Annotated in this window: 18 protein-coding genes, 1 pseudogene and 1 riboswitch; of the genes and pseudogenes, 2 read left to right on the forward strand and 17 right to left on the reverse strand. The window is 71.9% G+C overall.

What is annotated here, in order from left to right:
* Positions 1–15 precede the first annotated feature (15 nt).
* A complete protein-coding gene (benB, locus tag MFF64_RS10980) occupies positions 16–507 on the reverse strand; it encodes a benzoate 1,2-dioxygenase small subunit (protein ID WP_099901284.1) in 492 nt (163 codons plus the stop codon).
* Positions 508–636: 129 nt separating this feature from the next.
* The gene (gene benA / locus MFF64_RS10985; RefSeq protein ID WP_099904558.1) at positions 637–1965 is read right to left on the reverse strand and encodes a benzoate 1,2-dioxygenase large subunit; all 1329 of its coding nucleotides are present in this window, start codon (positions 1963–1965) and stop codon (positions 637–639) included.
* Between the two features lie 241 nt (positions 1966–2206).
* Between benA and MFF64_RS10990 the strand changes: the two genes are divergently transcribed.
* On the forward strand, positions 2207–3115 hold the full coding sequence (locus MFF64_RS10990; RefSeq protein ID WP_099904560.1) for a LysR family transcriptional regulator: 909 nt from the start codon (positions 2207–2209) through the stop codon (positions 3113–3115).
* A gap of 144 nt (positions 3116–3259) precedes the next feature.
* On the opposite strand, the gene MFF64_RS10995 is transcribed toward MFF64_RS10990, so the two are convergent.
* The 8 genes and pseudogenes from MFF64_RS10995 to MFF64_RS11030 all read right to left on the reverse strand — a co-directional run.
* Positions 3260–4027, reverse strand: coding sequence for an SDR family oxidoreductase (locus MFF64_RS10995; RefSeq protein ID WP_099904562.1), 768 nt, complete (start codon positions 4025–4027; stop codon positions 3260–3262).
* Complete coding sequence (locus tag MFF64_RS11000; protein ID WP_099904564.1) at positions 4024–5013, reverse strand: ABC transporter substrate-binding protein; 990 nt, start codon at positions 5011–5013, stop codon at positions 4024–4026. Before MFF64_RS11000 ends, MFF64_RS10995 begins: the two co-directional genes overlap by 4 nt.
* Positions 5014–5020: 7 nt before the next feature.
* Entirely contained in the window at positions 5021–5770 is a 750-nt protein-coding gene (locus MFF64_RS11005) for an ABC transporter permease (protein WP_238190767.1), read from the reverse strand.
* Positions 5767–6558, reverse strand: a complete 792-nt coding sequence (locus MFF64_RS11010; protein ID WP_238190769.1) for an ABC transporter ATP-binding protein — start codon at positions 6556–6558, stop codon at positions 5767–5769. Before MFF64_RS11010 ends, MFF64_RS11005 begins: the two co-directional genes overlap by 4 nt.
* Entirely contained in the window at positions 6548–7993 is a 1446-nt protein-coding gene (locus MFF64_RS11015; RefSeq protein WP_207768175.1) for an acyl-CoA reductase, read from the reverse strand. The genes MFF64_RS11010 and MFF64_RS11015 overlap by 11 nt, the downstream gene beginning before the upstream one ends.
* Before the next feature lie 5 nt (positions 7994–7998).
* Positions 7999–9075: a LuxE/PaaK family acyltransferase gene (locus MFF64_RS11020; RefSeq protein WP_099905326.1), complete on the reverse strand. Its 1077-nt coding sequence runs from the start codon at positions 9073–9075 to the stop codon at positions 7999–8001.
* 97 nt (positions 9076–9172) lie between these two features.
* Positions 9173–9271, reverse strand: a riboswitch (TPP riboswitch).
* A 139-nt stretch (positions 9272–9410) separates the two neighbouring features.
* On the reverse strand, positions 9411–10826 hold the full coding sequence (locus MFF64_RS11025; RefSeq protein ID WP_099905319.1) for a sulfatase family protein: 1416 nt from the start codon (positions 10824–10826) through the stop codon (positions 9411–9413).
* An 83-nt stretch (positions 10827–10909) separates the two neighbouring features.
* Positions 10910–11408 (reverse strand): annotated as a pseudogene (locus tag MFF64_RS11030) (helix-turn-helix domain-containing protein); the annotation flags it as partial.
* Positions 11409–11461: 53 nt separating this feature from the next.
* Between MFF64_RS11030 and MFF64_RS11035 the strand changes: the two are divergent.
* Positions 11462–11812, forward strand: a complete 351-nt coding sequence (locus MFF64_RS11035; RefSeq protein ID WP_238190770.1) for a gamma-glutamyl-gamma-aminobutyrate hydrolase family protein — start codon at positions 11462–11464, stop codon at positions 11810–11812.
* Positions 11813–11818: 6 nt separating this feature from the next.
* Here MFF64_RS11035 and MFF64_RS11040 read toward each other — a convergent pair whose 3' ends face one another.
* The 7 genes from MFF64_RS11040 to MFF64_RS11070 form a co-directional block, all read right to left on the reverse strand.
* A complete protein-coding gene (locus MFF64_RS11040; RefSeq protein WP_238190771.1) occupies positions 11819–12295 on the reverse strand; it encodes a VOC family protein in 477 nt (158 codons plus the stop codon).
* An 18-nt stretch (positions 12296–12313) separates the two neighbouring features.
* Complete coding sequence (locus MFF64_RS11045) at positions 12314–12778, reverse strand: SRPBCC family protein (protein WP_238190772.1); 465 nt, start codon at positions 12776–12778, stop codon at positions 12314–12316.
* A 56-nt stretch (positions 12779–12834) separates the two neighbouring features.
* Positions 12835–13260: a VOC family protein gene (locus tag MFF64_RS11050; RefSeq protein ID WP_238190773.1), complete on the reverse strand. Its 426-nt coding sequence runs from the start codon at positions 13258–13260 to the stop codon at positions 12835–12837.
* An 82-nt stretch (positions 13261–13342) separates the two neighbouring features.
* Positions 13343–14614, reverse strand: a complete 1272-nt coding sequence (locus MFF64_RS11055) for an RNA polymerase sigma factor (RefSeq protein ID WP_238190774.1) — start codon at positions 14612–14614, stop codon at positions 13343–13345.
* Positions 14615–15010, reverse strand: coding sequence for a YciI family protein (locus MFF64_RS11060; RefSeq protein WP_099905229.1), 396 nt, complete (start codon positions 15008–15010; stop codon positions 14615–14617).
* A gap of 101 nt (positions 15011–15111) precedes the next feature.
* The gene (locus MFF64_RS11065) at positions 15112–16431 is read right to left on the reverse strand and encodes a methyl-accepting chemotaxis protein (protein ID WP_099905227.1); all 1320 of its coding nucleotides are present in this window, start codon (positions 16429–16431) and stop codon (positions 15112–15114) included.
* A 304-nt stretch (positions 16432–16735) separates the two neighbouring features.
* Positions 16736–20002, reverse strand: a complete 3267-nt coding sequence (locus MFF64_RS11070; RefSeq protein ID WP_238190775.1) for an Rne/Rng family ribonuclease — start codon at positions 20000–20002, stop codon at positions 16736–16738.
* Positions 20003–20033: the final 31 nt, after the last annotated feature.

Below are 20033 nucleotides of genomic sequence, written 5' to 3' on the forward strand. Positions count from 1 at the left end.
CTCACGGCGCTCTCCCTAGATGTGATAAACGTCGATGACGTGGTGGATGTAGTCGTTCTTGAGGATGACCTTCTTGTTCTTGATCAGGGGGGTCTCCCGGCTGGTATCGAGCGTATAGAACGACGTGCCGAAATGCGTATCCACCGTCTTGTAGCGGTAGTTGAAGGTGAGCCAGTTGAAGCGCAGCTTGCAGGTGGCGTCATCCTGCTCCAGGATCTCGACGTTGGAGATGTTGTGCGAGGTGCGCGGCTCCGGCAGGCTGGTGGCGCTGGAGCGCTCGGTGCGGATGCGGAAGACCCGATCCTCCAGGCCGCTGCGGCTGTCGTAGTAGATCAGCGAGACGTCGGCTTGAGGATCGGTGACGAGCTGGTCGTCGTCGTCCCAGGACGGCATCCAGAACTCGACGTCGGGGGCGTAGAGCGCCAGCCAGGCGTCGAAGTCGCGGTCGTCGAGGAAGCGGGCCTCGCGGTAGAGGAATTGCTGCACCTGCTCCAGGGTCAGGGGCATCGGAGGGCTCCTTGAGGGCGTGCGGGGGCGCTCGGCGCCCCGGTCGGGGGCGGCGCCGTCGACATGGATTGGAAGGGTTGGTTCGCGGATGAGCCGCCTTCCCCTCCCCACAAGGGAGAGGGCGTTGCGCTACGGCAGGTGCCGCCGCATCGTGTCCATCCAGTAGCGGTGCTGGATCGCGAACAGGCCCTCGTCCTCGGTCTTGGCGCCACTCAGGAGCGGCTTCAGCCCGATCGCCCGCGCGCCCTCGTCCGCGCCCTCGATCCAGTGCTTGGCGCCGCGGCAGAGGTCGTTCCACTGCGCCGCGCGGCCGCGATAGCCGATCTGGCAGGCGCGGAACTCTTCCAGGTCGTCCGGGGTCGCCATGCCGCTGGCGTTGAAGAAGTCCTCGTACTGGCGGATGCGCCGGGCCCGCGCTTCCGCGCCCTCGCCCTTCGGCGCGATGCAGTAGATCGTCACCTCGGTCTTATCGACCGCGATCGGCCGGTAGGTGCGGATCTGCGACGAGAACTGGTCCATCAGGTAGACGTTCGGATAGAGGCAGAGATTGCGCGAGCGGTTGATCATCCAATCCGCCATCGCCTGCCCGTGCCGCTCCGCCAGCTCCCCGCGCCGGTCCCAGTTCGGGCGGTCCTCCGGGTTCGACCAGGTGGTCCAGAGCAGGAGGTGGCCGTGCTCGAACGAGTAGAACCCGCCGCCCTGCTTGGCCCAGCCGCCCGCATCCATGGCACGGGTCTTGTCGACGACGTGCGATTCCTTGCGCCGGCTGGTGGTGGCGGCGTAGTTCCAGTGCGTCGCGCTGACGTGGTAGCCGTCGGCGCCGTTCTCGGTCTGGAGCTTCCAGTTGCCGTCGAAGACGTAGGTCGAGGAGCCGCGCAGCACCTCGAGCCCGTCCGGCGACTGGTCGACGATCATGTCGATGATCCGCGTCGCCTCGCCGAGATGCTCGGTCAGCGGCTTCACGTCGGGGTTGAGGCTGCCGAACAGGAAGCCGCGGTAATTCTCGAACCGGGCGACCTTGGTCAGGTCGTGCGAGCCGTCGCGGTTGAAGCTCTCGGGATAGCCGGCGCCGTCCGGATCCTTGACCTTGAGGAGCTTGCCCCCGTTGCTGAAGGTCCAGCCGTGGAACGGGCAGGTGAAGGTCGCCTTGTTGCCGCGCTTGTGCCGGCACACCATCGCGCCGCGGTGGCTGCACGCATTGACGAAGGCCTGCAACTCGCCCTTGCGGTTGCGGGTGATGACCACCGGCTGGCGGCCCATGAAGGTGGTGAAGTAGTCGTTCGGGTTCGGGATCTGGCTCTCGTGGGCCATGTAGATCCAGTTGCCCTCGAAGATGTGCTGCATCTCCAATTCGAAGATGTCGGGGTCGGTGAAGATGTCCCGCCGGCAGCGATAGATTCCGGTCTCCGGGTTCTCCTCGACTGCGCCCTCGACCATCTGATGCAGATCGTCCAGCATGATGCTCTCCCTGTCGCGCCGGCTGTTCTTGTGACGAGGGAGGTCGTTGCCGATCCACGGGGTGCGTGGCCGGCTCTGAACTGTCTCTCGTCTTCACGCAGGGTGGCAGGGTGCTCGCCATGGACTGTCTCGTCCCGAGCCCCGCTCGCTCCCTGAGCGTTTCCTCTTTCTCCAGTTCTAAGGAACGGGCATACCGAGGTCCAAGACCGATTGGGAACAAAACCATTCCTGGGAGGAATGATTGGAGCTGCGCCACCTGCGCTACTTCGTGGCCGTCGCGCGCGAGCAGAGCTTCACCCGCGCGGCGGAGGCGATGCACGTCGCCCAGCCGGCCCTGAGCAAGCAGGTGCAGCAATTCGAGGAGGAGTTCGGCCTGGCGCTGATCGAGCGCGGCTCGCGGCCGGTGCGGCTGACCGAGCCGGGCCGGGTGATCTACGAGCAGGCGCTGCAGATCCTGGAGCGGGTCGACGACCTGCGCGAGACCGGCCGGCGCCTGCGCGTCGCCGAGCGCAACAGCTTCCGCATCGGATTCGTCGCCTCGACGCTCTACGGACGCCTGCCGGAGATCCTGCGCGGCTACCGGATGAAGCGCCCGGACGTCGACATGACGCTGCTCGAACTCCTGACCCTCGAGCAGATCGCGGCGCTGAAGGAGGGCCGGATCGATGTCGGCTTCGGCCGGGTCGAGATCGAGGACCCGGCGATCGCCCGGGTGCTCCTGCGCAACGAGAGGCTGATCGTCGCCGTGCCGATGGCCTGGGACGCCGAACGCCCGCCGGGCCCCCTGAAGCTGCGCGATCTCGCCGACACGGCGCTGATCCTCTACCCGAAGAGCGCCCGGCCCAACAACGCCGACCGGATCCTGGCGCTCTTTCGCGAGCACGGCGTGCGCCCAGCCGTGATCCACGAGGTGCGCGAGCTCCAGACCGCGCTCGGCCTCGTCGCGGCGGAGGCGGGGGTGTGCGTGGTGCCGGCCTCGATCGAGCGCTTGCGCCGCGACGGCGTCGCCTACCGGCCGCTCGACGAGGAGCGGGCGCTGATCCCGGTGATCATGAGCTACCGCAAGAACGATCCCTCTCCGGAGATCGGGTTGATCTTGCAGTGCGTGAAGGAGGATTACGAGCGGGAGGGGTTGCGGTTCGGGGTGTGAAGGTCAGCGGCGGCTTTTGCTGGCATCCGGTTGCTCAGTGTCAATCGCGGTCGTGTGCATTCTCCCTCTCCCCGCGGGCGGGGAGAGGAGAAAAGCGCCTCTCCGCAAGTCGCGCAGGTGGCACAGCCCGGCGATTTCAGGCTCTCACGCCATCACCAACCCACCATCCACGGTCAGCACCTGTCCGGTGACGAACCGGCTCTCCTCCCCGGCGAGGAAGAGCACCGGGCCGGCCACATCCTCTGGCGTCGCGAGGCGGCGCAGGGGGGTCTGGGCGATCAGCGCCTCGCGCACCTCCTCGGGCGTGTCCCGGCTCGCATCCGTCGGATAGACCAGCCCCGGCGCCACGCAATTGACCCGCACCCCGATCGGTCCCAACTCCGCCGCAAGGTTGCGGCTGAAGCCGATCAGCGCCGCCTTGGCGGTGGTGTAATCGTGGTAGGGGATGCTCGGGCGCGCGACGAGGTCGCTCGCCAGGTTGACGATGGCGGCTCCGCTGCGCCGGGTCATGAGCGGCAGCAGCGCCTGAACCACGGTGTAGGTCGCCCGCACCGCGCCGTCGAACTGGCGCTGGTAGGCCTCCCACGGCACATCGCGAAAGCGGACGCGGTGGTCCGGGTCGAAGCGGTAGGGCGCGAAGGCGTTGTTGACGATCGCGTCGAGGCGGCCGACCTCCTCGGTGATCTGCGCGGCGAGCCCCGCCACCGCCGCCGGGTCGGTCACGTCGGCCGCGACCGTGAGCGCCTGCCCGCCGAGCGCGCGGCACCGTTCCGCCACCGCCTCGGCGGCGGCCGCGTTCTCGCGGTAATTGACGACGACGAGGCCGCCTTCCGTGGCGAAAGCCGTGGCGATCGCCGCGCCGATGCCGCGACTGCCGCCGGTGACCAGGATCGCGCGGTCGCGGAACCTCACGGCGTGGCCTCCTTCACCGGGATCAGATCGCTCTTCACCACCTGGCCCATGTCGAGGGCGCGGGTGACGAGGCCGAGGCTGCGAAATTGGTCGGCGCCCTGCTGCAGGACCGGAGGATCGAAATGGCCCAGGCCCTCGCGCTCGGTGGTGGGCGACACGCTCGAGAGGTTGCGCAGGCGGATCACCTCGCGGTTGATCGCCTCGTCGCGCCCGTTGATCGCCCGCGTGACGGCAAGCCGCGCCGCCTCGTCGGGCTTGGCGATCATCCAGGCGGCGGAGTCGCGGTAGGCGGCGAGGAAGCGCTTCAAGATCGGCTTCCTGCTCTCGTAGTCCTTGCGCGTCACCACGAAGATGTCGCTCGGGAGATTCAGGTGGTCGCGCACCTCGATCACGTCGACCTCGCCGAGGCCCTTGGCGCGACCGACGAGCAGCCCGGTATCGGTGGCGGCCGTCGCGTCGACCTGGCCCTGGATCAGGGGGGCGAAGTTGAGGAGGCCGGTGACCTCGACCGTCACGTCGGTCTCCTTCAGCCCGGCACCGGCGAGCAGCAGGAGCAGGTGCTGGCGCGTCCCGCTCGCCAGGCTGTAGACGCCGACGCGCTTGCCCTTGAGATCGGCCACCGAGCGGATGCCGCGCGCCTTGGGCGAGACGACGTTGAACACGTTCTGCGGGTAGATGTTGTAGATCGCCACCAGGTCCGCGCCCTTGTCGAGGGCGAGGTAGAAAGAGGCCGGATCGGTGAAGGCGATATCGGCTTGCCCCGAGAGCAGCGCCTGGATCGCCGAGCCGCCGCCATTGCCCGGCACGTAGTCGAGGGCGATGCCGCGGGCCTTGAACAACCCGTGGTCCGGCTCGGCGAGCAGGTTGGTGATCTCGCTGATCGGCTGGCTCCAGCCCCCGACGGTCACCTTGTCGAGGGTCTGCGCCAGGGCCGGGGGGCTGAGCCAGGCGAGGGCGAGGACGAGCAGCAGGCGTAAGGAGCGCATAGGGGGATCAACCTCTGGCGTATCGGCGCAGGATCAGGGCCTCGAGCCCCCGCGCGGCCTCGTAGACGGCCATCCCGAGGGCGGTGATGACGACGAACAGCGCCACGATCAGGCTCGAATCCATCACGCTCTGCGCGGCGATGATCGAGGCGCCGAGGCCCTGGCGCCCGCCGACGAACTCGCCCACCACCGCTCCCACCAGGGCGAGCACGATGGCGACACGGAACCCCGCGAGGATCACCGGCAGGGCCGTGGGCAGCTTCAGGCGCAGCAGGGTCCGGGTCCGGCCCGCCCCGAGCATCCGGAAGAGTTCGCGCTGGCCGGGCTCGACCTGACCGAGGCCGGTGAGGGTATTTTCGAACAGCGGGAAGAAGCAGATCAGCGCCGTGATCACCACGGTCGGCGTCAGGCCGAACCCGAACCACAGGATCAGCAGCGGACCCAGCGCCAGCTTCGGCACAAGCTGGCTCGCCAGCACGTAGGGGCGCAGCACCCGATGGAGCGCCGGCCATTCCGAGAGCAGGATGCCGGCGCCGAGACCCAGGGCCGTGCCCGCGAGGAGGCCGAGCACCATCTCCGTCACGGTGACCCGCAGGTGCGGCCAGAGCCGGCCGGAGGCCACCTCGCCCCACAGCGTCGCGGCGACGGCGGAGGGCGCCGGCAGCACGAGGGGCGAGACCGCGCCTGAGCGGCACCACGCCTCCCAGGCGGTGAGCAGGGCCGCCAGCAGCAGGGCGGAGGCGAGGCGCGTCCTCACGCCGCCCGCCCGATCGCAGGAGACGGGCCATTCGAGGGGGCCCCGTCCATGATCGCGCGCAGAGACCGGCAGACCGCCCCGAAGGCCGCCTCGTAGCGGATGCCCGGCGGCCGGGGCCGCGGCAGCGGGATCGCGCCCTCGTGCACCAGGCGCCCGGCTGCCATCACGCCGACCCGGTCGCCGAGATAGACCGCCTCGGCGATGTCGTGGGTCACGAAGAGCGCCGCGGTGCCGCGGGAAGCGCACAGCCGCAGGAGATCGTCCTGCAGCTCCTCGCGGGTCAGCGCGTCGAGGGCGGCGAAGGGCTCGTCGAGGAGCAAGAGGCTCGGCTCCGTCAGCAGCGCCCGGGCCATCGCGACCCGGCTCTGCTGGCCGCCCGACAGGGCGGCGGGGCGGCGCTCGGTCAGGTCGCCGAGGCCCATGGAGGCGAGGAGGTCGCGGGCGGCCTCCCGGTCAGAAGGCTGAGGCCGGCGCTTGAGGGAGACCGGCAGCAGCACGTTGTCGAGGGCGGACAGCCAGGCGAGCAGGGTCGGGGCCTGGAACACGAAGCCGACGCTCAGGCGCGGGCCGCTCACCGGAGTTCCGTCGATCCGGACCGTGCCGGCATCCGGCGCCAGGAGCCCGGCGGCGAGCTTGAGCAGGGTGGTCTTGCCGCAGCCGCTGCGCCCGAGCAGGCAGTGGATCGCCCCGCGGGGGATCGCCCAGTCGACGCCCGCGACGGTCTCGGCGGGATCGCCGGGGAAGCGGTAGCGCACCCCGTCGAGGGCGAGATGGGCGTCAATCGGCATAGGGCGCGAAGCCTTCCGCCGCGGCCTCGGCGCTGGCCTCGATCTCCGTCATCGTGACGAGATCGAGCAGGCTGAAGCGGCCGTCATGGTGCCAGCCGGCCTCCGGCGCGGTCATGCGGCCGATGGCGCTGATCCGGGTGACGCCGACCGCCGCCAGATCCTCCGCGAGGCGAAACAGCGTGGCGGGGGCCGCCGCAATCCCGGCGCTCTGGAGATAGGCGCGGTGGGGCGCGACCAGGGCCGGCACGTCCGAGAGCGCATCGACCGCCACCACGGCCACGCTGCGGTTGAGGCCGGACGGGCTCAAGCCCGTGGCGGGATCGAGCAGGACGACGCTCCACGGATCGGCCGGATCGCCGAGGAGCACGGCGCCGCCGTCGAGAGCCCGCATCTCGTGGACGCTGCGCCAGGCCGCAATGGAAGAGGCCTCGCCCGGATCGAGGCGCCGGCGCGGGTGGCGGCTCGCCAGCGCGGCGAGCTCGTGGGCGAGGTGGCGGGCGAACTCGTCCGGCGCCACCGGACCGCCGCGCTCGACGAACAGCATCTGCGGCGCGTAGCAGCCCTGCTGCTCGTAGCGCACGATATCGTGGGCGGCGAGGCGGGCGAGAGGGCCGGCGCGGCGGCTGTTCAGGGCCTCCCGGGCGATCATCGCGAAGCCGATGCGGTGGCCGTGCGGCAGGAACCGGGTGGTGACCGGCACCTTGGCGCGCAAAGCCGCCAGGGTGTCGTTGCCGCCATAGGCCATCACGCACTCGGCCTGCGCGAGGAAGACCGCCTCGGGCCCGCCTTCGCCGCCCTTCCACCAGGTGACGGCCAGGCACTCGCCGAGCTCGGGATCGGCTTCCCCGATCAGGCGCGCGAACCAGCCGGCGGTGAGCGGCTCGGCGGAGGCGAGCTTGCCGATCGTGCCGGCCTTGACCAGCAACCCCGCGACGAGGCTCCACAGCGGCAGGGCCGGGACGTTGCCGGCCCAGACATGCAGCAGCAGGTCGGGTCCCCGCGCCCGCACGAACCCGCCCTTCACCGCCGGCTGGAAGCCGTCGAGCACGCCCGGATTGGAAAAATCCTCGGCGAGGAAGCGCAGGAGCTGCGGCCGCCGGAAGGTCTTGAGGTAGCTCGTCAGGCCGAGCCGCACCGTCTCGCGGTCGTAGCCGGTGACGACCGGCAGCAGCGTCTCCGCCTTGCGGCGCAACGGGTGGGCGCGGTCGAGCAGGCAGGCGCTCGCCCGGTCGATCGCCTCGACGATCCGGGCCGTTTCCATGCGCCGCAGGGTCTCGCGGGCGCGGGTGCGGACGTGCCCGCACAGGGCCCGCGCCTGATCCTCGCTCAAGGACGGCAGCGCCACCGCGACGGTCTCGCCCCAGGCCCGGTGCTCGACGATGCGCCGGCCGATCGCCTCGTCTGGGAGACCCGGGAGGTGCCCGGCCTGCTCCACGCTACTCATCCCTGCGCGGCGGCCAGGAACTCGGCCACCGCGACCGAGCAGCCGCGCGACGCCGAGCCCTCGACCCGGCCGAGCAGCCGGAATCCGCCGGGCGCGATCACCCCGGCATCCTCGGTCAGGATCGCCGAGACGGAATTGAAGTGCGCGAGGTCGTGGTGGACCAGGACGCCGGTCTCGCCCTCGGGCACATCCACTCCGGTGAGCGGATCGACGACGCGGCTGCGGATCCAGTGCGGGCCGGACTTCACCGGGGGGCAGACCGCGTTGCCGTCGTCGTAGAACTGGGTGCTCAGCTCGGTCATGCCGTACATGTTGAGGCAGGCCTCGCGCGGGACGCCGAAGGCGTCCGAGAGTCCGTCGTAGAAGGCGTCCGGCTCGATCTCGCGCGACTGGCCCTTGAAGCCGCCGGTGTCGAAGAGGAAGCTCCCGGCCGGCAGGGCGAAGCGGCGGCCCCGCTCCGTCAGCGCGTCCATCACCGGCACGAAGGCGTAGGTCGCGCCGAGGAGCGCAGCGGGCTCGCCCGAGGTCTCGGCCTCGGCGAGGAATGTCAGCAGCGCGTCGAGGTCGAGCCCGCCGGGGCCGACGAAGACCGCGCTGTCCTCCGTGCCGAACCTGTCCTTCGCCAGCGCCAGGTAATGGGCGAGGGAGGAGTTCGGGAGCGCCGCCTCGTCCGGGAACAGGATGCCCATCCGGATCGTGTCCCGCCCGCGCATGATCCGCGCGGCGAAACCCGTGAGCATCGAGGCGTCGTAGACTGCGAGCGTCGGGTGATAGCTGCGGCCGCGGCCGCTCCCGGTCGTGCCGCTCGTCATGAACACCCGCTCGGCGTCGTCCGGCGGGCAGCAGCTCAAGGTGAGGTCCTTGAACGCCTTGATCGGCACCGCCGGGATGTCGCGCCATCGCCGCACCGTGAGCGGCGTGCGCCCGCGCTGTTGCGCGAAGCGGCGGTAGGGCGCGTTATGGGCGAACTGGTAGGCGAAGAGCCGCAGGGCCAGCGCCTCGAATTCCGCATCGGTCGCGCCCGGCCGCCCGATGAAGTCGAGAAGGATCCCGATGATCTCCGTTTGCGACATGACGGCCACCTCGCGCCCATCCCGGGCGACGGCCATGGCGGCGGAGATCATGCGCGAAAAGACGGCTGTGTCGGCTTCACGCCGCGCCGGTCCCGCATCCCTACGCCGGCATGACCCGGATCAGGTTCATAGGGTCACCGCGGCGCCCGGACGGGTCCAGGCCGGCGGAATCTCAGCCTCCTCGCGAGGCTCCCCTGGGAGCCGGGGACAGTGGGGGGTGCGGGAGCGGGTGTCAAGTTACGCCGCCGGCGAGCCTGCTCGGCCGCGTTCCGCGTCCCCTCGGGATGACGGCGCGAATCGGACGATCGCAAGACGCCGCAGGATCTTGCACATTCCTACCGTGGTCCCTCTCCCGGCCGCGGCGTCCCGGCCCCGAAATGATCCGCCAGCTGCCCCCCCGTATAGGTCTCCGAGAAGCTGTCGGCCCGCTCCGGCAGCATGGTGGCGCTCCAGGCGGCCCAGGCCGACTGGAGCCGGGCAAACTCCTCCGGGCGCCGGGCCTTGAGGTTCGCCCGCTCCAGCGGATCGGCGACCACGTCGAACAGGAAGGTCTCGCCGCGGATCTTGAGGTACTTGAGGTCGCCGTCGCGCATCGCTTCCTGCGCGTTGGCGCGGTAGCGCCAGTGGAAGGTGCGCGGGCGCTCGGGCGCCTGCCCGGTCAGGATCGGCAGGAGGTCGATGCCGTCGGAGGGGCAGGCCGGATCCGGCGCCGTGCCGGCGGCGGCGAGCAGCGTCGGCAGCCAGTCCATGGTGATCATCGGCTGCTGCGAGACCTGACCCGCCTTCAGACGCCGCGGCCACGAGACGATCGCCGGGATGCGCAGGCCGCCCTCCAGGAGTTCGGTCTTGCGGCCGGTGAAGGGCCAGGTGTCGGAGAAGCGCTCGCCGCCATTGTCGCTCGTGAACACCACGATCGTGTCCTCGGCGATCCCGCTCGCCTCCAGTGCGTCGAGGACGCGGCCGATCTGGGCGTCCATCTCGGCGACGATGCGCCGGTAGGTTGCTTGAGTGCCGCCGTCGAAGTGGCGCAGGTTGCTCCCCGCGATGCGGCGCGACTCGGCCTCGTCGTCGGGGGTCTCCCACGGCCAGTGCGGCGCGTTGAAGTGCAGGCTGAGGAAGAACGGGCGTCCGGCCTTCGCGGAGGCCGCGATCGTCTCCACTGCCCGCTTACCCAAGAGATGGGTGGCGTAGCCGACCTCCTCGATCCGTACGTCGCCGTCCCACAGATCCGGCTTGTCGTCGGTGCCGCGGTGGCTGAAGTAATCGATGGTGCCACCGCGAAAGCCCCAGAACGCGTCGTAGCCGCGCTGCAGCGGCCCGTAGTCCTGCACGCTGCCGAGGTGCCACTTGCCGACGAGCGCCGTGCGGTAGCCGGCCTGCCGCAGGAGCCCCGGCAGGGTCGGATGGTCGGCCGGCAACCCGCCGGTGAAGCGGGTCGTGACCGGCTCCTCGAGCCCGACCGGCAGACGGTACTGATAGCGCCCGGTGATCAGCGCCGTGCGGGTGGCCGAGCATACCGCCGAATTGGCGTAGGCTTGCGTGAAGCGGACACCCCGAGCGGCGATCCGGTCGATGTGCGGGGTGGCGAGGTCGGGCCGGCCGTAACAGGCGACGTCGGCATAGCCGAGGTCGTCGGCCATGATGAAGACGATGTTCGGCCGATCGGCCGCCCGGGCCGGCCGCGGCCCGGCGAGCGCCGCCGCCCCGACGGCCGCGCTGCCCAGCACGCGCCTGCGCGTCACGCCCGCCATGCCCGTCCTCCCTGTCCGCTCTTCGCGGCCACGCTACGGCCCGGCGGGCCGGCGGGCAACCGGTCCCGCCCGGCCGGAGGCGGTCACGCGGGGGACGGCACGATTCGGGGCCGCGACCGGAGCGTGCTCGGGGAGGTCTGGTGCTTCTTGCGGAAGGCGGTGGCGAGATGCGCCGAATCCGAGAACCCGGTCTCATGCGCGATCGCGGTGATCGCCAGGCTGCTGTTCTCCAGGAGGAAGCGCACGTAGCGCAGGCGCGTCTCCAGGATGAAGTGCTTCGGCGTCATGCCCATCTGGAGCTGGAACAGCCGCCCGAACTGGCGCGGCGACAGGCCGACCGAGGCTACGGCCTGCTCGGGCGACACGTCGCGGCCCTTCCGGCTCTCGATGAGGACGACGGCGCGCTGCACGCAGGGATCGCCCACCGCGCGGAACGACGACGCCCGCTCCCGGTCGAAGGCGCTCACGCGCGTCTGACGGGTGGATCCCCGCCTGCCGCCCGGCGAGCAGTCCCTCCTGCGCCGGCACGAAGGCGCCGGTGCAGGCGCCGATCACCGGCACGCCCGACTCGGCCGCGGCTCGGCGGCACCCTGACGACCCAGCTGCCGGACCGCGGCGACGCCGCGATCGACCATATGCCGGGCCCGGTTCCGGGCCGGGCCGCGTACACGATCAGGATCGATCCCGGCAGCCTGCCCGCCGCGCTCCTCGGCGGGGCTTCGGCCGAGGTGAACAGCCTGCACCGGCACGCGCTCACCGGTACCGGCCGCGTCCGGGTGACGGCCCGCGCCCCGGACGGCGTCATCGAGGCCGTGGAGGCGATGACGGAGGTGTTCTGCCTCGGAGTGCAGTGGCATCCCGAATACGGCCAGAGCGCCTTCGACCGGGCAATCCTGCGCGCCTTCGTGGAGCGCAGCGCCCTCTACGCCGGCGGGCCGCCGCACACCCTGCCGGGTACGCCGCGCCGCGAGGTGGTGTTCATCTGACCGCTCTCAGCCCGCGGCCGCCCGCTCCAGCGCCGCGGCGTCGATCCGGACCATGTCCTGCATCGCGGAAAAAACCCGGGCGGCGACGGCCGGGTCCGGATCGGCGAGCAGGCGCGGCAGGATCTCGGGAAAGATCTGCCAGGGCACGCCCCAGCGGTCGCGCAGCCAGCCGCACTGGATCTCGCTGCCGCCCCCGGCGAGCAGCGCGCCCCAGAGCCGGTCGACCTCGGCCTGGTCCGGGCAGGCGACGGCGATCGAGGCGGCGGTGCCGTACTCGGCCTTCATGCCGCCGTTCAGCGCCTGGAAGCTCTGTCCGCCGAGGGTGAAGCTCACCAGGATCGCGTCGCCGGGCTCGCCCCCGGGCCAGGGCCCCGGCGCGCGCAGGATCGGCCCGAGAAGCGAGCCCGGGACGAGGGAGACGTAGGTCCGCACGGCCTCCTCGGCGTCGCGCTCGAACCACAGGCAGGTGCTGATGTGTGCCATGCTGCGTCTCCTGTCGGGTCAGAGCCGGGCGGCGAGGTCGGCGAGCTGGTCGGCGCAGCGGCCCCAGCCGTCGTGAAACCCCATCGCCTCGTGCGCGGCACGGTCCTCGTCCGTCCAGTGCCGGGCCAGGGCGGTGTAGCGCGTAGCCCCACCCTCGGGCGCGAAGGTGATGATGCCGGTGAAGAACGGCTTGGCCGCCGGCTCCCAGGCGCGGGTATAGGCGTCGGTGAAGACGATGCGGGCGTTCTCGACCAGTTCGAGATAGACGCCGCTGCTGGCGAACTCGGTCCCGTCCGGGCCGCGCATGACGATGCGGGTCGTGCCGCCGGGGCGAAGCTCCGTCTCGGCTTCCGCGACCGTGAAGGGCTTCGGGGCGAACCACTGCTTGAGCAATTCCGGCTCGGTCCAGGCTCGGTAGAGCGCGGCCGGCGGGGCGGGGATGAGGCGGGTGAGGACGAGATCGCGTCCGCTCAGGTCGGTCATCGGTTGCGCTCCGCGCGAGGGGAGGGGGACCGGCCGTGCCGGTCCCGGCTTCGAGGTCAGCGCTTCTGCTGGTTCATCGCCCAGACCACCCCGAACGGGTCGCGCAGCTGGCCGTAGCGGTCGCCCCAGAACATCTCGGCCGGCGGCATCACGGCGGTGGCGCCCGCCTCGACGGCGTGGGCGTAGCGGGCGTCGATATCCTCGACCATCAGGGTCAAGGTGAAGCTCTGGGGCGGCTGAAGCGGGTGGCCGTGCTCCGGGAAGGCATCGCACAGCATCAGCGAGGTGCCGTTGACGTGGAGATGGACGTGGCAGGTCCGTCCCTGCTCGTCCGCCGGCAGGGCGGCGACGGTTTCGGCGCCGAAGGCGCGGGTGTAGAACTCGGCCGCCTTCAGGGCGCCGTCCACCGTCAGGTAGGTGACGAGGCCGCCCCTCACCGGGGCGACCGTGTCGGACGGGATCGTGGGGGTTTCGTCGCTCATGGTCCTCTCCTCGGTCGGGCCGGTCGTCGATGCGGCCTCGCTGCAAGGACGGGCGGTCCGGCCGCGTCCCGACAGCCCCGCTTCAGATTTTTTCGCGATCCGCGAGTCCGTCCCCGGCCAGCCGGTCGAGCTGGCGGCGGATATGGGCGGCCTCGGCCGGGGTGCCGGCGAGCGCGATCGCCCGGTTCATCGCCTCCCGCGCCTCCGTATTCCGGCCGAGCTGCATCAGCAGGGCGCCGCGCAGGCCGTGGAAGTGGAAGTAGCCGCCGAGTGGCCCGGCCAGGGGCTCGACCAGGGCGAGCCCGGCCGCAGGGCCGCCGACCTTGGCGGTCGCGACGGCCCGGTTGAGCGTCACGACCGGCGAGGGCTGCATCCGCTCGAGGCCTGCGTAGAGCGCGTCGATCCCCGCCCAGTCGGTGTCCCCGGGCCGGCCCGCGCGGGCATGCAGCGCGGCGATCGCCGCCTGGACCTGGTAGGGGCCGGGGGTGCGGTGGCGCATCGCCTTGTCGACGAGGGCCAGCCCCTCGGCGATCATCGGGCGGCGCCAGAGCCCGCGATCCTGGTCCTCCAGCAAGATGATCTCGCCGTCGGCGTCGAAGCGCGCCGGCGCGCGGGCGTGCTGGAGCAGCATCAGGGCGAGGAGCCCCATCACTTCCGGATCGGTGGTGAACAGGCGCAGGAGCAGGCGGCCGAGGCGGATCGCCTCGTCGCTCAAAGCCGCCCGCTCCGAGCCGGTCGCGGCCGAGTAGCCGGCATTGAAGACGAGGTAGAGCATCGCCGCGACGGCGGAGAGCCGCTCCGCCCGCTCGGCCGGTCCCGGCGCCCCGTACGGCACCGGGCTGCGGGCGATGCGGGCCTTGGCGCGGGTGAGGCGCTGCTCCATCGCCGCCTCCGAGACCAGGAAGGCACGGGCGATGCGCGCGACGGACAATCCCGAGACGACGCGCAAGGCCAGCGCGATCTGCTGCGTCGCCGGCAGGTCCGGATGGCAGCAGATGAACAGGAGCCGCAGGATGTCGTCCCGGTAGGCCTTGGCGTCGATCGCCTCGGCGAGCGGCGTCTCGGCGTCGTCGAGATCCGACAGCGCGTCGTCTTCGGGCAGCGGTGTCTGGCGGGCGAGGCGGCGCCGGCCGTCGAGGGCGGCGTTGCGCCCGACCAGGATCAGCCAGGCCGCCACGTCCCGCGGCGGGCCGGTGCGGGGCCAGGTGCGCAGGGCCCGCAGGCTCGCCTCCTGGAAGGCCTCCTCGGCGGCGTCGAGATCGCGGAACACCCGCAGCAGGGCGGCGACCACCCGCGGCCTCGCCGCCGCGAGGGCGGAGGCGAGCCAGGCGGCGTCGGGCGAGGCCTCGCTCACTTACTTGCCCGCCGCGGGTCGGGCCAGGGCCGGGCGAGGGTCGGGATTGTAGAGCAGGACGGGGCGCAGCTCGTAGGCGCCGCCCGGATTGGCGGCGGCGAGGTCGCGGGCGATGCCCAAGGCCTCGTCGAGGTCGGCGACGTCGACGACGTAGAAGCCGAGCAGCTGCTCCTTGGTCTCGGCGAAGGGGCCGTCGATCACGAGCGGCGGCTCGCTCGCCTTGCGCAGGGTCGTGGCGGCGGTCGTCGGCAGGAGCCGCAGTGAGGGCCCGAGCTTGCCCCGCCGCTCCAGCCGCTCGTGCACCTGGCCGAGCCGCTCCATCACGGCGGCGTCCTCCGCCGCGCTCCAGGCGGCGACGACGTCCTCGTCCTTGTAGCACAGGATAGCGTAGAGCATGATCGATCCTCCCTCATCGCAAGGACGCGCGACGCGGCCCGGATCCGACCAGGATCGCTGAAAAAGTCCCGGGCCGCGAACCGGCCCGGCTTCGCGCCCCGTCAGCGCCGCGCCATGCCCTCGGCGGCGGCCACCACCGCCTTGGCGGCGGTCTCGAATGCCTGGAAGGCCGGGATCGCCTTGTCCCAGGCGCCCCGCCCCAGCGCGTCGGCCATCGCGTCGGCGTGGCGGCGGGCCTCCGCCGCCGCCGCGAGCAGCCGGGCGGCGGCGGGGTCGGCGGCGTCGATCCCGAGATCCGCCGCGGCGTCGCCGAAGGGCGGCACCGCCGCGCCGACCGGCCCGAGCCCGACCAGGGCCGCCGCGAGGCGGCGCTTCCACATCCCCATATCGGCCGGCAGGCGCACCAGCGCGTAGGCTGGCAGGAAGCGGGCCGCGCCGGCCTTGAGCGCGTCCTGCGCCGCCGTCTCGGCCCGCACCAGGATCGCCATCAGCCCGTCGATCTCGGTGCGGGTCTTCTGCGCCTTGCCGGCGACCTGCTGCACGCCGGCGGAGATCTCGGCGGTCGCGGCCTCCTGCTGGCTCAAGACCTCGGCGAGCGCCCGGATACCCTCCGCCGAGCGGGCGACGGCCTGCCCCTCCTGCGCCACCCGGGCCTCGACCCGGGCGACCGCGGCGGTGCCGCTCGCCACGGCGTGGCGGCTCTCGGCCACGGCGGCCTGGATGGCGGCCAGCTCCTGCAGCAGTACCGCCAGGCGGCCGCGGATCTGCTCGGTGGCCCGCGCCGTCTGGCCGGAGAGCTGCTTGACCTCGGCCGCCACCACCGCGAAGCCGCGGCCCGCCTCGCCGGCCCGCGCCGCCTCGATCGTCGCGTTGAGGGCGAGAAGGTTGGTCTGGCTCGAGATCGCCTCGATCGTACCGGCCATCTCTTGGATCTGGAGGGCCGCGCCCTCGAAGCCGGTCAGGCGCTGCTCGATCTGCCCCGCATGGGTCTCGATTGCCGCCATGGTGCGGCTCGCCTCGCGCATGTCGGCCGCGCAGGCCGCGATCCCGCCGCTCGCCTGCTCGGCGACGTCGGCGCTGGACTGCGAGCGGCCGGCGAGCTCGCGGGTCGAGGCCGCGACTTCCTCGACCGCCGCCGCCATGGCGCGGGTCTGCCCGGCGATCTCGCCGGCATCGTGCGTCATCCAGCCCAGAACCGTGGCAGCCTCCGAGGCCTCCGCGGCGACGCGGGCGGTGCTGCCGAGATCCTCCGCGGCGACCCCGCGCATCTGGCCGACGAGGCGCGTCAGCGCACTCGCCAGCCGACCGCTTCCGAGTTCGGCACCGACGCCTGCCCGGTCGACCAGGCCGGCGAGCCGATCCTCGATCATGTCGGGCGTCTCGACGGGAGCGGGCGCGGCGGTGGAGCGGGAACGGAACATGGTGGCGACTCACGAGGGAACAGGTTGATTTCCCGTGAGCACCGTATCGGTTTCGTTAACACCGGTCGGAATCCGTGGTCCGCACCCTGTATGACCTTGGGTTAACAATGCGATCTAACGGTAAGGCGCGTCTCAATGTTGCACAATGCTTCCCTATTGGCCGCGACCGTCCCAGCCCGGCATCGCGCGCGCAGACAGGCAACCATGGACTGAAACAAGGCGGGCCGCGCCCCTTCCGGAGCGCGGCCCGCCGTGACGCGTCATGCCGTGTGCGGGACGGGCTGCACGCCCGTCCCGGAACCGGTCACTCGCCCTCGATCGCCGCCTTGGTTCGGGACCACCAGCCGGCCCGCTTCGGACGGTCCGGATCGGGGGGGGTGAGCACGACCGCCACCGGCTCCGGCTCCGGCGCGGGGGCAGGGGCCTCGACCGCCGCCTCGGCGACGGGCTCGGGCGCCGGCGCGGTGTCCGCGGCCCGGGCGTGTTCGGCCTCCCCGACGGGGGCCGGGGCCTCGATCGCCTCGGCGGTCAGGGCCTCGCGCTCCACTGCCGGGAGATCCGGGGCCGGAAGGTCCGGCGCCGCCACCGGGCTGCCGACCGCCTCGGGCGCCGGGCCGGCGATCTCGTCGAGGGCGACGATCTCCTCGGCGAGGGCGTCCTGCACCAGGCTACCCCCGGTCTCGCCCGGCTCGGCTCCGGCCACGACCTCGTCGCCGATCGTGCCGACGGTCTCTTCGAAGCGGTCGCGCCCGCGGCCGCCGCGGCGTCCGCGCCGGCGGCGCCGGCTCAGGGCCTCCTCGCGACTCTCGCGCTCGGCCGCCGCGCCGTCCTCGGTGATCGGGATCGACACCACCTCGGAGCCCGGCTCGCCCGAGGCCCGGACCGCCTCGCCGGCGCCCTCGTCCGTCTCGCCGCCCTCGGCCTCGTCGGCGCCGCGCTCGCCCCGGCCCCGCCGGCGGCGGCGGCGGCGGCGGCGCTTGCCCCCGCTCTCGTCCTCGCCCGACGCACCCTCGGCGGTCTCCGCATCGGCATCACCCTCGGCCTCGGCCTCCGAATCGGCCTCGCCCTCGGTCTCGGCTTCCTCGACGATCTCCTCGTCCTCGTCCTCTTCCTCCAGCGGCGGCGGCAGCACCGCCTCGGCCCGGATGCTGGTGACGGGGCGCGGCTCGATCCGCTGGGCGAGATCGCCGCGCTCGAGGTGGAAGGCCGAGGTCGCGGAGAGCCGCTCGTCGGCCGCGATGATGATCGTGACGCCGAACCGCGCCTCGAGCTCGTGCAGGTGGGCGCGCTTCTGGTTGAGAATGTAGAGCGCCACTTCGGTCCGGGTGCGCAGCACCAGGTTGTGGCTGTTCGACTTGATCAGCGCTTCCTCGATTGCCCGCAGGATCAGCAGGGCCACCGAGGCGGTCGCCCGCACGAACCCCGAGCCGCCGCAATGCGGGCAGGGCACCGAGGAGGATTCGAGCACGCCGGTGCGGATGCGCTGACGCGACATCTCGAGCAGGCCGAAGGGCGAGATCCGGCCGACCTGGATGCGGGCGCGGTCGTTCTTCAGGCACTCGTTCAGCTTCTTCTCGACGGCGCGGTTGTTCCGCTTCTCCTCCATGTCGATGAAGTCGATGACGATGAGGCCGGCGAGGTCGCGCAGGCGCAGCTGGCGCGCCACCTCCTCGGCGGCCTCCAGGTTCGTCTTGAACGCGGTGTCCTCGATGTCGTGCTCGCGGGTAGCCCGCCCCGAATTCACGTCGATCGAGACGAGGGCCTCGGTCGGGTTGATGACGAGGTAGCCGCCCGAGCGCAGGGAGACGTGGTTGGAGAACATCGCGTCGAGCTGCTGCTCGATGCCGAAGCGGGCGAAGACCGGGACCGGGTCGCGGTAGGGCTTCACCACCTTCGACTGCGTCGGCATCAGCATCCGCATGAAGTCCTTGGCCTCGCGGTAGGCGTCCTCGCCCGCGACCAGAACCTCGTCGATGTCCTTGTTGTAGAGGTCGCGGATGGCGCGCTTGATCAGCGAGCCCTCCTCGTAGACCAGCGCCGGCGCGGCGGAGGACAGCGTCAGCTCGCGCACGCTCTCCCACAGCCGCATCAGGTACTCGAAGTCGCGCTTGATCTCCGGCTTGGTGCGCGAGGCGCCGGCCGTGCGCAGGATGACGCCCATCCCCTCGGGCACCTCGAGGTCGGTCGCGATCTCCTTCAGGCGCTTGCGGTCGGCCGCGCTGGTGATCTTGCGCGAGATGCCGCCACCCCGGCCGGTGTTCGGCATCAGCACCGAGTAGCGGCCGGCCAGCGACAGGTAGGTGGTGAGCGCCGCGCCCTTGGTGCCGCGCTCCTCCTTGACGACCTGGACCAGGATGACCTGCCGGCGCTTGATCACCTCCTGGATCTTGTAGTGCCGGCGCGGGGTGCGGGGCCGCTCGGGGATCTCGGCCAGCGCGTCGCCGCGGCCGCCGACCTGCTCGACGACCACTTCCTCGTGGTCCTCGTCGTCCTCGTCGTCTTCCCCGTCCTCGTCATCGTCCTCGTCGTCGGTTTCATCCTCCGAGTCGTCGTCCTCGTCCTCGTCGTCCTCGTCCGCATCCTCGTCGGCTTCGACCTCGGCCGCGTCGACCGGCTGCGAGGCGGCGACGGGCTGGGGCAGGGTGATCTCCTCGGCCGCGGCCGCGACGGGCGCGTTCGCCTCGGAGGTCTCGGCCGGCGCCTCGTCGGTGGTCGCCTCGACGCGGGCGGGCTCTGCCGACACGGCGGCGGCGATCGCTGCCGGGATCTCGACACCGGCCTCGCCCGGTATCGGGGCGGCCTCGGCGGCGGGCGCCTCGACCGCGTAGTGCTCGGCGGCGGGCGCTTCCGGGGCCGGGGTCTTCTGAAGCAGGCCGTCCTGTGCGACGGCGTCGCCGGCCTGGGCCTCGGGCGGAGCCTCTACGGAACCTTGCGCCTCGGCCGGCTGGGCTTCGCCGGCCGAGGCGGTCTCCTGTGCCGGGCGCTCGGCGCCTTCGGGCTCGAAGCCCTCCGGCCGCGGGGCCTCCTGCGCAAACGTCTCCTGCTCGAGCGTCTCCCGGGGGTGCGCGTCCTGCCAGTCGGTCGCCTCGGTTCCGGTCTCCTCGGTGCCGGTTTCCTGCGCCTGGGAGGCCGGCGCGTCGGTCACCTGCCCGTCCTCGGCGGGGGCGCTCACCACGGCGTCGGTCGAGCGCGACGAGGCCTCGGCCCGGCGGCCGCGGCGGCGCCGGCGGCGGGGCTGCTCGCCGCGCTCCTGGCGCTCGGGGCGCTCCTCGTGCTCGCGCTCGGCCCGCGCCTCCTCCTCAAGGAGCGCCATCCGGTCGGCGATCGGGATCTGGTAGTAGTCGGGATGGATCTCGCTGAAGGCGAGGAAGCCGTGGCGGTTGCCCCCGTACTCGACGAAGGCGGCCTGCAGCGACGGCTCGACCCGCGTGACCTTGGCGAGATAGATGTTGCCCCGCAGCTGGCGGCGGCTAGCGGACTCGAAGTCGAATTCCTCGACCTTCGAACCCTTGACCGTCACCACCCGGGTCTCTTCCGGGTGGGCGGCATCGATGAGCATCTTGTTGGCCATGACGAACTTTCGGCATGGCGATCAACGGCAG

The organism is Methylobacterium frigidaeris, from assembly GCF_022179185.1.
GTDB classification, from domain to species: domain Bacteria; phylum Pseudomonadota; class Alphaproteobacteria; order Rhizobiales; family Beijerinckiaceae; genus Methylobacterium; species Methylobacterium frigidaeris.